The sequence below is a fragment of the Methylobacterium sp. WL120 genome (assembly GCF_008039465.1).
GTDB lineage: Bacteria > Pseudomonadota > Alphaproteobacteria > Rhizobiales > Beijerinckiaceae > Methylobacterium > Methylobacterium cerastii.
On the sequence record NZ_VRUT01000122.1, the window covers coordinates 1 to 14673 of the forward strand.

The 14673-nt window shown below is 71.8% G+C and carries 9 protein-coding genes; 3 read left to right on the plus strand and 6 right to left on the minus strand.

Annotation, left to right across the window (positions count from 1 at the left end):
- From FV229_RS19535 to FV229_RS19545, 3 genes are all read right to left on the minus strand, one after another.
- The coding region (locus FV229_RS19535; RefSeq protein WP_187275206.1) for an Hpt domain-containing protein at positions 1–557 on the minus strand (557 nt) is incomplete at its 3' end.
- 120 nt (positions 558–677) lie between these two features.
- Positions 678–1328: a hypothetical protein gene (locus FV229_RS19540; RefSeq protein ID WP_147753559.1), complete on the minus strand. Its 651-nt coding sequence runs from the start codon at positions 1326–1328 to the stop codon at positions 678–680.
- Entirely contained in the window at positions 1325–2560 is a 1236-nt protein-coding gene (locus FV229_RS19545) for an ATPase (protein ID WP_147753560.1), read from the minus strand. Before FV229_RS19545 ends, FV229_RS19540 begins: the two co-directional genes overlap by 4 nt.
- A gap of 284 nt (positions 2561–2844) precedes the next feature.
- Between FV229_RS19545 and FV229_RS19550 the strand changes: the two genes are divergently transcribed.
- Positions 2845–4689: a cation:proton antiporter gene (locus tag FV229_RS19550; protein ID WP_147753561.1), complete on the plus strand. Its 1845-nt coding sequence runs from the start codon at positions 2845–2847 to the stop codon at positions 4687–4689.
- 42 nt (positions 4690–4731) lie between these two features.
- Here the strand turns inward: FV229_RS19550 and FV229_RS19555 are convergent, their stop codons facing one another.
- Positions 4732–5148 (minus strand): hypothetical protein, encoded by a 417-nt coding sequence (locus FV229_RS19555; RefSeq protein ID WP_147753562.1) that lies wholly within the window; start codon positions 5146–5148, stop codon positions 4732–4734.
- A 234-nt stretch (positions 5149–5382) separates the two neighbouring features.
- Here FV229_RS19555 and FV229_RS19560 point away from each other — a divergent pair, with 234 nt between their 5' ends.
- The gene (locus FV229_RS19560) at positions 5383–6558 is read left to right on the plus strand and encodes a VWA domain-containing protein (protein ID WP_147753563.1); all 1176 of its coding nucleotides are present in this window, start codon (positions 5383–5385) and stop codon (positions 6556–6558) included.
- Between the two features lie 116 nt (positions 6559–6674).
- On the opposite strand, the gene FV229_RS19565 is transcribed toward FV229_RS19560, so the two are convergent.
- Positions 6675–6995: a 2Fe-2S iron-sulfur cluster-binding protein gene (locus tag FV229_RS19565; protein WP_147753564.1), complete on the minus strand. Its 321-nt coding sequence runs from the start codon at positions 6993–6995 to the stop codon at positions 6675–6677.
- A 225-nt stretch (positions 6996–7220) separates the two neighbouring features.
- Positions 7221–7532, minus strand: a complete 312-nt coding sequence (locus FV229_RS19570; RefSeq protein WP_147753565.1) for an Hpt domain-containing protein — start codon at positions 7530–7532, stop codon at positions 7221–7223.
- A 363-nt stretch (positions 7533–7895) separates the two neighbouring features.
- On the opposite strand from FV229_RS19570, the gene FV229_RS19575 reads away from it, so the two are divergent.
- Positions 7896–14673, plus strand: a 6778-nt coding sequence (locus tag FV229_RS19575) for a hypothetical protein (RefSeq protein WP_147753566.1), incomplete at its 3' end; no start/stop codon positions are given.

Below are 14673 nucleotides of genomic sequence, written 5' to 3' on the forward strand. Positions count from 1 at the left end.
TCCGCGACATGCTCAGCCCCGTGCTGAAGGCCGCCGGCTACCGCGTCGTCGGGGCCGGGCGCCGCGAGGAAGGCGGCTTCGAGGTCGTCGAGGGAGACCTCGCCGGGCTTGCATTCCCGCACCACGATCTCGGGCAGCTTCGGCTCGGGCGCCTTGACCTCGGGGACGGCTTCGACCTCGGGCGTGCCGAGCGACATCCGCTCCAGCGCCTCGATGAGGTCGGTGTCGGCGCCCGCGGGTTCCGTCCCGGTGGCTTCGAGGTCGGCGAGGATCAGCTTGAGGCGGTCGAGGGTCGCCAGGATCAGGCTGACGGCCGGGCTCGTCACCGCGAGGCCGTCGCGGAACCGGCCCATCAGGGTCTCGGCGGCATGCGCCAGCGCTTCGAGCCGCGGCAGGCCGAGGAAGCCGCAAGTACCCTTGATGGTGTGGACGAGACGGAAGATGTTCCGCAGGATCGTTTCGTTGTTCGGATCCTGCTCGAAGCGAACGAGTTCGGTGTCGACCGTGTCGAGATGCTCGCCGCTCTCGGTCAGGAACTCGCGCAGAAGGTCGTCCATCGGCGGTACTCGGATTACGTCTGCACGCACGCTCGTGCAGACGTATCCTCGCCCGAGAGCGGTTAGAGAACCGTTTCCGCTGAACCGATTTTCCGTGCGCGCAAGCCGCGTCTTTGCCGGTTAGAGGGACTTTCCGTCGTGCCACACGCAGTTCGAGGCGAGAATCGCAAGATTCACGTCTGATTTTTGCGGCTGAGGCAGGGTTTTACCGTCCATGGCCAGGTCGATCTTGATTTCGACCTGGCCCTTCGATTCGTTGGAACGGCGGGAGAAGTAGCAGTACTGCTGATAGGGCTGGTCGGCGCTGTCCTTGAAGTTCCAGCCGGTCACGATCTGCCCGTCGAGATAGGGCACCTGCTTGAAGACCGTGAAGGTGGTGTTGACGATCGCCTTCGAAGCCGGCGCCGCGTCGGCGCCGAGCTGCGCCTTCGTCGGGGTCGGCGCGGCGGCGGCCTTCGGCAGGGCGCCTTCGAGCTTGAGCACGTTGTCCGTCAGCGTCACCTCGCCCTTGGTCTTCAGGGTGACGTCGGAAAGCGCCGCCTGCATCGCGGCTGCGATCTTCTCGGCGGCGGTGTCGAACTGGTTCATCGTGGCCCAACCGTAGGCCGCGGCCCCGACGCCGATGCCGGCGAGCGCGACGAAGACCCCGGCGCCCGCCGCCCGGAACAGGAAGGCGCGAGCGAAGACGATGCGGGACTCCGCGCGCAGCCGGCCGTTGACCTGCTGCGCGAGGGCGATGTTCTCGGGCGAGCCTTGCGCGACGTAGCTCATGCGCCCGCTCCCGCGCTGGCGGCCGGCAGGATCGGCTGGCTACCCGGCTGGTTGGCGGCGTTCAACCCAGGCGCGGCGCCCGCGGCCGGACGGTTGATCGGAATCACCGCCCCCGTCGCCGCCTCGCGGTTCGGCCGTGGCAGGACCGGCTCGAGGTTCTGCTTCAGCGCCTCGGTGATCGACTCCAGCATGTAGGGCGTCGCCTCCAGGTTCACGGCGGCGCCGAGGTCGTCCTCGTCCATGAAGGTCTTGCGCACCGAGACCGCGCACAGCGCCAGGATCGTCGAGGCGAAGGCGGCGCAGAGCGCCGGCAGGAACACGAAGATGCGCAGGAAGGCGTGCACTTGCTGCTCCGACACGTCGATCGGGTCGACGCCGTAGACCATGGCCGTGAAGGAGTGGAGCTGCGAGCGGTTCACGGCGTTGCGGTAGGCCTGCTCGGCGTCGGCGACCTTGCGCTCGGCGGCGCCGCGGTCGAGCTGGGCGCGCGCCTTGCGCGCCTCCTCGAGGTCCTTGGTCAGCACGCCGCGGTCGGCCGAGGCCTTGGCGACGCCGGCCGAAAGCGTCGCGGTGCGCGGGTCGGTGACGCATTTCAGGTTCTGGTAGCGCACGCCGCGGCTGTTGGTGCCGAACACCTTCTCGCAACGCTGGGCCGGCAGGGCCGAGAGCTGGGCCGCGTTGTCGGCGGCGCGCTTCTCGATCTGGTCGAGCTCGGTCGTGTACTGCGCGACGCGGGCGTCGGCGGCAGAGATGCGGTTGTCGATGGTGCTGCGGTCGGCCTGCGCGTCCTTCAGCGCGGTCTTGGTCTTCGAGGCCTCCATCAGGCGGGGATGGAACATCATCTCGCCGAGCTGGGAAACCGACTTCGTGGTCACGCCTGCGGCGAAGATGATGCCGACGATGGCGAGCGCGCGGATGAAGTACGAGCGCTGGGTGCGCGCCAGGATGCCGAGCGGCACGCGGCACAGCTCTACCGCGGCGTAGACCAGCGGCGCCAGCAGCATGAAGTAGAAGGCGTGGTCGTCGCCGTCGCTGTAGACGGAGGCGAACAACCACGCACCCCAGAGCGAGGCGCCGATCACCATGAACTCGACGAGGTAGGCGATCGCGACGTAGCCCCACTTGATGCGGTAGCCCTTCTCGATGTGACGCTCGTGCGTCCACCTGTCGGACTCGACGGCCCAGGCGCGGCGCTCGCGCTGGACCTCCCGGCTCGGGGGCATCTTTCGCATGGGGCTCTCTAAGGTCGGATCGTACGCGACGCGCGGTTGAGCGTAACCGTTCGTTAACCGCTTTCGCTAAGCGGGCATTGTGCCGAATTTGGGCCGCATGGCGGCCGTCCACCGCTACCGTTCGGGAGGTGGCGCAAATGCCTCACTTTCCGAGGCCGGCGCCCGGCGCACGCCCGCCCAATCGCGCCGCGACGGCGATTCCCGGTTGCTCGGGGAGCGCCCACCTCGCATGATCGCGCCAGCCCCGCCCAGTCACGTCGCCAAGAGGTTCGAACCGACCGCCGATGCCCGACGTCCATGCCGGCTCCTACAAGGAAGCGATCCTGTTCCTCGTCACCGCGGGCGTGGTGGTGCCGCTGTTCCATCGCCTGCGCATCAGCCCGGTGCTCGGCTTCATCGGCGCGGGCGCGCTGCTCGGACCGTTCGGGCTCGGCCGGTTCTCGGACCAGTTCCACTGGATCTCGCTGTTCACGATCGGCAACCGCACCGAGATCGCGCACCTGGCCGAGTTCGGCGTCATCTTCCTGATGTTCATGATCGGGGTCGAGCTGTCCTGGGAGCGGCTGCGCACCCTGCGGCGCCTGGTCTTCGGCCTCGGCTCGATCCAGGTGATCTGCTCGGCCTTGATCATCGGCTCGATCCTGTTCGGGCTGAAGGTGCCGCTGGCCGGCGCGGTGATCGTCGGCATCGCGCTGGCGCTCTCCTCCACCGCCGTGGTGCTGCCGGTGCTGGCCGAGCAGCGGCGGCTCAACACGCCGGCTGGGCGCGCGAGCTTCGCCGTCCTGCTGTTCCAGGACCTAGCCGTCGCGCCGGTCCTGTTCGCGATCGCGGTCTCGGGCCGCAGCGACGGCGCCGACATGGGCGGCGCGCTCGCCCTGGCGCTGGCGCAGGCCGCCATCGCCCTGGTGGTGATCGTGGTGGCCGGGCGGCTCGCCCTCCGGCCGCTGTTCCACCTGGTGGCGCGCACCAAGTCGGCCGAGCTATTCATGGCGGCCTGTCTCCTCGTCATCGTCGCCACGGCGCTGACGGCGGCGGCGTCCGGCCTGTCGATGACGCTCGGCGCCTTCGTGGCCGGGCTTCTGCTGGCCGAGACCGAGTACCGCCGGGCGATCGAGGCCACCATCGATCCGTTCAAAGGGCTCCTGCTCGGGGTGTTCTTCGTCTCGGTGGGGATGAACCTCGATCCGGCGCAGCTGCTGGCGGCCCCCGGCGCGATCCTCGGGCTCGCCTTCGCGCTGCTGTTCATCAAGGCCGCCGTCGTGGTGATGGCGGCACCCGCCCTCAAACTCTCCCGCGCGGTCGCGTTCGAGACCGCGATGCTGCTCGGGCCGGGCGGCGAGTTCGCCTTCGTGCTGATCGGCGGGGCGATGGCCACCGGCCTCGTGCCGGAGCCGGTGGGCGGGGCGGCGTTGATCGTCACCACGGTGACCATGATCATGATCCCGGGGCTCGCCGCCCTGGGCCGGCGGATCGGCAAGCGGGCCTCGAAGCATCAGCAGGGCCGGGTGCGGGCCGACCCGCCGCCGGACAAGCAGCAGGACCGGGTCATCGTCGCCGGCTACGGCCGGGTCGGGCGGCAGGTCGGCGAGATGCTCGCCCGCCACAAGATCCCCTACCTCGCCCTCGATGCGGACGCGGCCCGCGTCGCCGAGCAACGCCGGCTCGGCAAGCCGGTCTACTTCGGCGATTCCTCCAACACCGAATTGCTCCGCCGGTGCGACATCGCCACCGCGCGGGCGCTGGTGGTGACCCTCGACAACCCGCACGCCGTCGAGGCTGTGGTGGTGGCCGCCCGCGCCGAGCGGGCAGACCTGACCATCGTCGCCCGAGCCCGCGACGCGAAGCACGCCACCGCGCTCTACGAGCTCGGCGTCGACGACGCGGTGCCGGAGACGATCGAGGCCTCGCTGCAGCTCTCGGAGGCGGTGCTGGTCGACGTCGGCGTGCCGATGGGTCTCGTCATCGCGTCGATCCACGAGCGCCGCGACGAGTACCGCGCCATGCTCAAGCGCAAGGAAACCGACACGCGGCCGGTGTTCCGGGCGCGGCGCACCGTCGGCAAGGCGCAGGAAGGGCCGCGGGAGGCCTCGCCGAAGGACGAGCCCGCGACCGTCGTGCGGCGGGCCTGAGCCCTCCGGGATCGCGGCAAGGGATCAGATCAAGGTCGGGGATCAGATCAGGTTCGGCATCGCCTCGCCGTGCCAGTCACGGGCCTCGGCCTTCCGCGTCTTCACCGCGCGAGCCGGCTCGAACCCGTCCGCGAAGCTGCAGCGGTAGACGATCTCGTCGGGCGGTCCCAACCCCATCGTGAGCGGCACCGTCACCGTGTCGCCGTTGAAGCGCCAGCCGCGGGCGCCCTTGTCCCAGTACAGCCAGACCGTGCCCGGATGCCCCTTCAAGGCGAATACCGCCGCCTTGCGCGAGATCGCCTGGACGGTGCGCGGCAAGTACATGCCCTTGTCGCGATAGGCGGCGCGGGCCGCCTCCGGTTGGCGATCCATGAAGGTGTTGCGCACGACTTGAATCATCGCGCCCGGCTTCCCGAGAAACCGCTTGAATTCGGACATGTTGCGTAGGATGACTGCCATCGCAGACCTCCCGATTCCGGACATGTGGACTCTTGTCACGCCCGGCTGGACTCGATGCATCCGAGATGGTCGATTCCCATGACTGTTTCAGTGACCGTGCGAGTCTGACTCGACCAGATATCAACAGGAATGCGGACTTGTGCCCAGGAATCCGCGCCTCTCGGTCCAAATCGTGCCGACCGGCATCCTCCGCCGGCGCTTGACCCGACTGCGCCTGCGGCGCGTTATCGGCCCATGCTGCTTCAGTTCTTCACCGCTCTGCGCGAGGCGCGCATCCCCGTCTCGCTGCGCGAGTACCTGATCCTCCTCGGCGCGCTCGAGCGCGACCTCGCCGACAAGCGAGTGGAGGAGTTCTACTTCCTCGCCCGTACCGCCCTGGTGAAGGACGAAGCCCACCTCGATCGGTTCGACCGGGTGTTCGGCTCGGTGTTCAAGGGGCTCGAAACCGTCGGCGAGGCCGTGGCGCCGACCGCCATCCCCGAGGAATGGCTGCGCAAGCTCGCCGAGAAATACCTCACCGACACCGAGAAGGCGGAGATGAAGGCGCTCGGCTGGGACAAGCTGTTCGAGACCCTGAAGCAGCGCCTTGCCGAGCAGAAGGAGCGCCACCAGGGCGGCTCGAAGTGGATCGGCACCGGCGGCACCTCGCCCTTCGGCGCCTACGGCTACAACCCGGAAGGCATCCGCATCGGCCAGGACGGCAACCGCAACTTCCGCGCGGTGAAGGTCTGGGACAAGCGCGAGTTCAAGGACCTCGACGACACCGTCGAGCTCGGCACCCGCACCATGCGGCTGGCGCTGCGGCGCCTCCGCCGCTTCGCGCGCACGGGCGCGGCCGAGGAACTCGACCTCGACGGCACGATCCGCGAGAGCGCGCGCCAAGGCTACATCGACGTGCGCCTGCGGCCGGAACGGCGCAATGCAGTAAAGGTTCTGCTCTTCCTCGACGTCGGAGGCTCGATGGATTGGCACGTGGAGCAGGTCGAGGAGCTATTCTCGGCGGCGCGCTCGGAGTTCAAGCATTTTGCGCACTTCTACTTCCACAACTGCCCCTACGAGGCGGTATGGACCGAGAACCGCCGCCGCCGCGACGAGACGACGCCGCTCCTCGACGTGATCCGAACCTATCCGTCGGACTACCGCGTGGTGTTCGTCGGCGACGCCTCGATGAGCCCCTACGAGATCGCGGCGCCCGGCGGCTCGGTGGAGCACTGGAACGAGGAACCCGGCGCGGCCTGGGTCGAGCGGGTGCTCGCGCATTTCCCGAAGGCGGTGTGGCTCAATCCGGTGCCGACGCCGCAATGGGGCTACACGCAGTCGATCGGGATGATGCGGCGGCTGTTCTCCGACCGCATGTTCCCGTTGACCCTTGAAGGCCTCGACGGCGCGATGCGGGCGCTGCTGCGATGACCGCCCAGACCGCCGAGAGCATTTTCAAGCGAGGTGGTTTCCGGCTCGCGTGAAGACAATGCGACCCCGCAATGAGATAGAGCGTTTTCCGTGATCCAGGGATGATGGAAAACGCTCTATCCCTGGCGGGCCGGCGTCGTCACCGTGAGGCCGTCGAACTCAGGCTTGATGCGGATCTGGCAGGAGAGCCGCGAGGTCGCCTTCACGTCCGAGGCGAAGTCGAGCATGTCCTGCTCCATGTCCTCGGCCGGACCGACCGCCGCAGCCCAGTCGTCGGCCACGTAGACGTGGCAGGTGGCGCAGGCGCAGGCGCCGCCGCACTCCGCGTCGATCCCCGGCACGTTGTTGCGCAGCGCCGTCTCCATGACGGTGGCGCCGACGCTGCCCTCGACGGTCCTCGCCGTTCCGGCATGATCGACGTAGGTGATCTTGGGCATCCGTGACTCCGGGCTCGTGGATCGGGCGGGCAAGTGTCGGGCGGGCAGGTGTCCGGCGAGCGCCGAGCCTGCTTACGGGGCATGACGCGGATTGCAAGCACGGCGACGTCCGGGCGCGCCGGCGCAAGCCCACGCGGGCGGTTTGTTGCTGCGGCCTACGCGAAAACCTGCAGGGTGTTCCCGCACCGCACGCGCGCGACCGCTTTTGCCGCAGAGGTCGGCCGCTCAGGCGATCTCGGCGAGGCATGCGGCGACGGCCGGTTCCAGGTCGGCCACCGCCGCGGCACCGTCGCCGCCGCCGCGCAACGCCGTCTCGGCAGCCGAGCTGAGGTCGCGGACGTGGCTGGCGCCGACGGAGGCCGCGGAGCCCTTCAGGGTGTGGGCGAGGTCGGCGCGGTCCTGGGCCGGCAGCGCGGGGTCGGCCAAGCGCGGCAGGATGCGCCGGCACTGGTCGGCGAACAGGCCGAGAAGCTCGGCCGCGAGGTCGGCGTCGCCGAAGGTCTGCGCGGCGAGATGCGCGCGATCGATGGTCTCCATGCTCGACGCCTTCTACCTGCCCATCCACATGCCCTATTACCTGCCCATCGACCTGTACCTCCCCTTCTACCGATCCCTCTTGCCTTTCTAGCTTGCCTGTCTGGTTTGCCCGCGTCCCTGCTGTCCACAGGGCAGGCGGCAAAGCGGTCGCCACCGGGTCGTCCTTGCGGCATCATGGTTTGGCGGCCCGTCCGCATGGGCCGCCCCGCCTTGGTAACCATTCCGTTAAGGATTTCCGGCGCCGACGCGCCGGTCGGGTATCCCGAGGGGGCGACGGGGTCTAAATTGACTTGGTAAACGGGTAGTTGTGTCTCCGCCTCCGGCTTTCGCCGGCGGTCGCGGGATCGCGTAACGAGGCGTTGCATGGCCACCGAGAAGAAGCTGAAGGACCCGGCCGAGGCGGCGCTCTCTGCGATCGAGCAGGCGCTGAACCTCGAGGTCCTGACGCCCGAGGCCGAGGCCCGCGCGGAGCCGCGCCTGCCCGACGTCGGCGACGGCGACCCGCTGCAGGAGCAGGCCGGCCGCCTGAGCCCGCCCCGCCTCGACCTCGATCCGCCGCTCGCCTCCGACGTGCCGCCGCCCGGCCGCGAGCGCGCCCACCGCGAGGGCGGCCTGCTGCCGCCCGACCGCTCCCTCGTGGCCAACGACGACCGCCGCAACATCGGCATCCTGCAGCAGACGCTCCGGGTCCGCCCGGCCCGCACCCCCTACATCCTCGCCGCGCTCGCGGCCTTCGTCTGGGTGAACGGCCTCGCGCTGCTCGCCTGGAACCAGTCCGGCGGCGACCTGCGCGGGTTCCTCACGGGCCTCACCGCGCTGCAGGCGACCGTCGGCGCGGCCGCGCTTGTCGGGCCGGTGGTGCTGTTCCTGATCACCGGCATGCTGGCCGTGCGCGCGCAGGAGATGCGCCTCGTGGCGCGCGCCGTCGGCGAGGTCGCGATCCGCCTGGCCGAGCCCGAAAGCTTCTCCACCGACGCCGTGCTGACGATGTCGCAGACCGTGCGCCGCGAAGTCGCCGCCGTCGGCGACGGCGTCGAGCGGGCGCTCGCCCGGGCCGGCGAGCTCGAGACCCTGGTGCGCGGCGAGATCGCGACCCTGGAGCGGGCCTACTCCGACAACGAGATCCGGATCCGCTCGCTCGTCGACGAGCTGGTCGCGCAGCGCGAAAGCATCGTCGCCAACGCCGAGCGGGTGCGCGGCGCGATCACCGGCTCGCACCAGAGCCTGACGCAGGAGCTGGAGGGCGCGGCCGAGCGCATCGTCACGGCGATGACCGGAGCCGGCGAGCGCGTCACCGGGGCGCTGGACGCGCGCGGCGACGCGATCACGGCGTCGCTGGGCGAGGCGGGCGACCGCGTGGTCGGCGTGATGTCGGGGCGCGGCGACGAGCTGATCGCGCGGCTCGCCGCCACCAGCGAGGGCGTGCGCGGCTCGATCGCCGAGGTAGGCGAGACGCTGACCCGTTCGTTCGAGACCCGGGCCGCCGACGTGACCCGCGTGTTCGAGAGCACCGGCGGCGCGCTCACCGAGCGGCTGGCCGAGAACGCCAGCCAGGTCGCGCGCTCGCTCGCCGAGACCGGCGCCGGCGTGATCGACGCCCTCGACCGCCAGGGCGCCACCGTGCGCGAAAGCTTCGAGCGCTCGGCGGGAAGCCTGGAGACCACCTTCCTCAGCCGCGGCGACGCGTTGGCCGAGCGCTTCACCCAGACCGGCGGCGAGATCACCGCCCGCTTCGCCGAGACCGGCGACGCCCTGCGCGCGCATTTCGCGGCGACCGGCACCGCCCTGTCCGACGACATCGCCGGACGCGGCGCAGCCCTCCGCACCGAGATCGAGACCGCCGGCGACGGCGTCGCCGCGTCGATCGAGGCCCGCGGCCGCGACGCCCAGGCCGGGCTCGCGCTCGCCGCAGCCGGGGTGATCGAGACCTTCACCACCCGCGCGACCACGGTTCGCGACGACCTCGTCGGCACCGCCGAGCGCATCGCGGAGACCGTCACCGCCGGCGGCGGTGTCGTCGCCGACCGCATCGAGGCGATCGCCGGGCGCCTGCACGAGACCATCACGCTCCACGGCGGCGCCCTCGAGACCCGCCTCGACGCGGCCGGCGAGCGCGCCGGCAGCCTCGTGGCTTTGCGCTCGCAGGAGGCGGCCTCCAGCCTGGAGGCCGCCTTCGCCAGCCTCGGCGACACCTTCGCCCACGGTGCCTCGGGTGCGACCGGGTCCCTGCGCGAGACCATCGCGACCCTGTCGGCCGAGATCGTGGCGCGCACCGCCGAGGCCGTCGACAGCTTCCGCCGCTCGGCCGAGGAGACCACGGTCTCGATCGGCGCCACCGGAGCCGAGGCGGCGCAGGCGATGCGTCGCTCCGCCGCCGGCGCCACCGGCGAGTTGGAAGCCCGCACCGTCGAGGCCGTGCAGATCTTCGAGCGGCGCCTCGCCGACACCGCCGCCGACCTCGCTGCCCGCAGCGCCGAAGCCGCGGAGGCGATCACCCTCGCCGCCTCGACCGCGCACGGGGCGACCGCCGCCCAGACCGCAGAGATGGCCGCCCGCGTCTCCGCCGCCATGGACGCCCTGCGCGCCACCTCGGGCGAGGTGACGAGCGCCGTCGAGACCCACATGAACGGCCTGCTCGGCCGGATCGGCGCCGCCTCCGAGGAGGCCGGCGGCCAGCTTGGCGGACGCGCCGAGGCGGCGATCGAAGCCCTGCGCACCGCGATGGGCACGCTCAACGCCGAGTTCTCGACCCGTTCGAACGAGACCACCGGCTCCATCGCCCGCGCGGCCGAGCAGGTCGCCGAGGAGCTGTCGGCCCGGATGCGCACGATCGAGGCGGCCTTCGGCGAACACGGCCGCGGCGTCACCGACCTGCTCGCCAGCCATGCCGAGGAGACCCAGGCGCGGATCGCCGGAACCGGGCGCGACATCGTGCTCGCCGTGGCGACCCAGGGCGCGCGCGTCGCCGACGCCCTGCACCAGAGCGGCGCCAGCTTCGGCGAGACCGCCGACGTGCGGGTGAAGGCGATCGACGAGACGATCGGCAACCGCCTCGCCGCCCTCCACGACATCATCGCCCGCGGCGACATCCTCGCCGACAAGATCTCCCGCGACACCTCCACGCTGGGCGAGACCATGGGCGGCAGCCTCGCCGAGATGGACCGGCTCATCTCCGTCCGGGGCCAGGCCTTCGCCGAGACCATCGTCGAGCGCACCCGCGACGCGCGGGACGCCGTCGAGACGCATCTCGGCGCCCTGGAAGACCGCTCCGCCAAGCGTTCGGCCGAGATCGGAGAGACCTTCGCCAACCTCGTGAGCCACATCGACGGCCATCTCGGCACCCGCGCGACGGCGCTGAACGAGGCCCTGATCGGCCGCACCGGCGAAATGGCGCGGATCATGGCCGAGGGCAGCCGCGACCTCGTCGAGGCGCTGGACGGCCGTGCCGCGGGCCTGGGCCAGGACATCGCGTCCCGTGCCGCCGCCCTCAGCGACGCCCTCGCCGAGCGCAGCGAGGAGATGGCGCGCCGCCTCGACGAGGGGGCCGGACGCTTCGACACCGGCGTGCTCGGCCGCCTGGAAGCGATCGGCGCGGCGCTGGAGGAGCGCAGCCGCCTGGTCGACGAGCGCTTCGGTGCCCAGGCCTTCGAGGCGATCCGCCTGATCGAAAGCCGCACCCGCGCGATCGACGAGGAACTCGGCGGCCGCACCCGCGAGCTCGTTGCGACCATCGAGAGCCGCACCAGCGGGATCGACGCCGCGATGGCGGCGCGCGTCGCCGACCTCACCCGCGCCATCGAGGAGCGGACCGGCGGCATCGACGCCGCCCTCGCCGGGCGCGTCCAGGAACTCGTCGCGCTGATCGAGGAGCGCGCCACCAGCGCCGACGCGGCGCTGGCCACCCAGACCGAAGCGGTGCGGCGCGCCTTCGCCGAGCGTTCGGACCTGCTCGGCCACCTCATCGACGAGCGCACCGCCGCGATGTCGAGCGAGCTCGACGAGAAGGGCCGCATGGTGTTCGGCGCCATTGGCGGCCGCATCACCGAGCTGGCCCGCCTGTTCGACCGCGGCGGCACCTCGCTCGGCGAGGTCATCGATCAGCGCGGCGAGAGCGTGCTGGCGAAGCTCCAGCAGACCATCGCGGACGCGGAGCGCATGCTCGGCGACGGCGAGGGCCGACTCGGGCGCACGCTGGCGTCCCGCACCTCGGACATCAGCGGCCTGCTCGACGAGGGCGTGCGCACCGTCCACGACCTGCTCGACGCCCGCACCAACCAGATCCGCGTCCTGCTCGATGAGCACGCCACCACCCTGTCGTCGAGCCTCGACGGCCGCATGGGACCGCTCCACGACGCCCTCGACAACCGCGGCCGCGAGCTGGTCGAGACCATCGCGGCGACGCTCGGCCACGCCACCACCACGCTGGACGACCGCACCCAGGCGATGGGCAGCCTGTTCGACGAGCGCCTGGATGCGCTGGCGAACCTCGTCGACGGCCGGGGCACGCAGTTCGCCAAGACGGTGGACGCGCGGGCACAAATGCTGCGCGCCCTGTTCGAGCAGGCGCACGCCGCCCTCGACGCCGTGGTCGAAGGCCGCGGCGACGACCTCGCCACCGCCGTCGACGCCCGCGTCGCCGCCCTGCGCGCGGTGTTCGACGAAGCGCCGGCTGCGCTGGTGCAGCTCGTCGAGGCGCGCCAGCAACAGCTCACGCAGACGCTGGACGACCGCACGGCCGCCCTGCGCGACGTCTTCTCGGAGGCCCACGCGGCCCTCGACGGGCTGGTCGAGAACCGCGGCAGGCAGCTCGCCACCACCGTCGACGCCGGCGTCGTCGCCCTGCGCGCGGTGTTGGACGAGGCGCCGGCCGCTTTGGTGCAGCTCGTCGAGGCGCGCCAGCAACAGCTCACCCAGACGCTGGACGACCGCACGGCCGCCCTGCGCGACGCCTTCTCCGAGGCCCACGAAGCCCTCGACGGGATGGTCGAGAGCCGTGGCCGGCAGCTCGCCGAGACCGTGGATACCCGTACGCAGACCCTGCGCACCCTGTTCGACGAGAGCGGCCACGCCCTCGGCAACGCCGTCGAGGATCGCGCCGAGCATTTCTCCCGCACGGTCGCGGCTCGCATGGAGGGCCTGCGCGCCCTGCTCGACGAGGCGACCGGCACGATCGAGCACCTGTTGGAGAACCGCACCACGGCGCTCGGCGGCGACGTCGAGGCCCGCACCCGGGCGATCACCGAGGCGTTCGACGTCCGAATGGCCGACCTCGCCGACCTGCTGCAGACCCGGACCGAGGCCTTCGCCAAGACCGTCGAGGCGCAGGGCACGGCCCTGACCGTGAGCGTCGACGGCCGCAGCGAGGCCTTCACCCAGCGCATCGACAGCCGGATGAAGACCTTCGCCACCCTGGTGGCCTCGCGCGGAGATGCGATCGCCACGGCGTTCGACGACCGCCACGACGCCTTCGCCGGCCTCGTCGAGGAGCGCATGGCCGCCCTGGTGGCGGCGTTGGACCAGCGCGCCCGCGACCACGCGGCGCTCACCGACGGCCACAGCGCGATGCTGGGCGCCACCCTCGACGAGCGCAACGCCGCGATGGCGGCCCTGCTCGACGAGCGGACCGAGGCCCTGTCCGCAGGCTTCGAGCGCCGCGCCGTCGCGCTCGGCAGCCTGGTCGACGCGCGTGGCGAAGCCCTGGCGCGCCGCCTGGCGCAGAGCGCCGAGACGATCGTGCGCGGCATCGAGGAGGGCGGCGAAGCCCTGGTCGAGCGCGTCGACGGCACCGGCCGCTCGGTCACGGACACGATGAAGGGTCATATCGAGCGCCTGCGCGCGGTCATCGACGGGCCGGTGCTGCAGCTCTCCGGCGCCCTGGCCGAGCGCGGCACAGCGATCGAGCGGGCTTTGGCCGAGACCGGGCAGCCACTGATCGAGGCGCTGCGCGAGCGCACCGAGGCGCTCACCGCCCAATCGCGGGAATCCGCCGAGGCGCTGCGCGCCGCGGTCGAGAACGGGGCCGCCCGCTCCATCGCCGGCCTGTCGGAGGTCAACGAGCGCCTGCGGCGCGACCTCGGCGGCGTGGTCGCCCGGATCGAGGGGGCGAACGCCGCGCTCAAGGACCTGCTGGTCGGCGCCAACGCCAACCTCGGCGCGGTCGAGGGCGAGCTCGCCGAGCGCGTCCAGCAGATCCAGGCGGCGCTGCACGACGTGGCGACGCAGACCGGAACCGCGAGCGAAGGCGTCTCGGCTCAGGTCGAGGCCCTGCGCGGCGTCGCCGAGGGTGCCGTGCGCGAGGCCACGAACCTCGCCGAAGCCCTCGACGGGCGCAGCCGTGCGCTCGCCGAGCAGTCGCGCACCCACGTCGCCGAACTCGGCCACGCCGCCGGCTCGCTCGAAGGCGTCGAGAACCGGCTCGCCGCCACTCTGTCGGGCCGCGGGGAAGCAGTCGAGACGGCTCTGGCCGGCCTGCAGGAGCGCTCGGTCGCGCTGGAGAGCCGGACCGCGGCCTTCGCCGAGGGCATCGAGCGCGCGCTGCACGCCGCAGAGGAGCGGGCGCGCGCCGTCGGCGAGAGCCTGACCCAGTCGGCCGAGGCCGCCGGCACCCGCGTCGCCGGGGCCTTCGAAGGCCTGCGGACCGATGCCGGCACGGAGGGCGAGAAGACCACCGAGGCCGTCCGCGCCGCCATCGCCGCCGCCTCGGCCGAGATGCGCACCGTCTTCGCGGAGGCGCAGGCCCGCTTCGGCGAGTCGGTCGCCGGCATGCGCGAGATGGCCGGGGCGATCCGGACCGAGCTCGACGCCACCCGCGCCGACCTCGCCCGCGGCGTGCTGGAACTGCCGCAGGAGACCCAGGACGCCGCCGGCGAGATGCGCCGGGTGGTCTCGGACCAGATCAAGGCGCTGAACGAGCTCTCGGCCCTCGTCGCCCGCTCCAACCGCGCGGTCGACGTGGTCCAGCCGCAGGCGAGCGAGCAGCGACGGGTCGCGGAAGCGGGCGCGCGTGCAGCGCCTGCCGCCCGCACCGCCCCGGCGCAACCCGCGCCCGCCGCGACGGCGCCAACCAAGGCGACCGTGACGGCCGCCCCCGTACGGCCCGCGACGACGACCGCCGCCCCGCGGCCGGCGACGCCGGCACGGA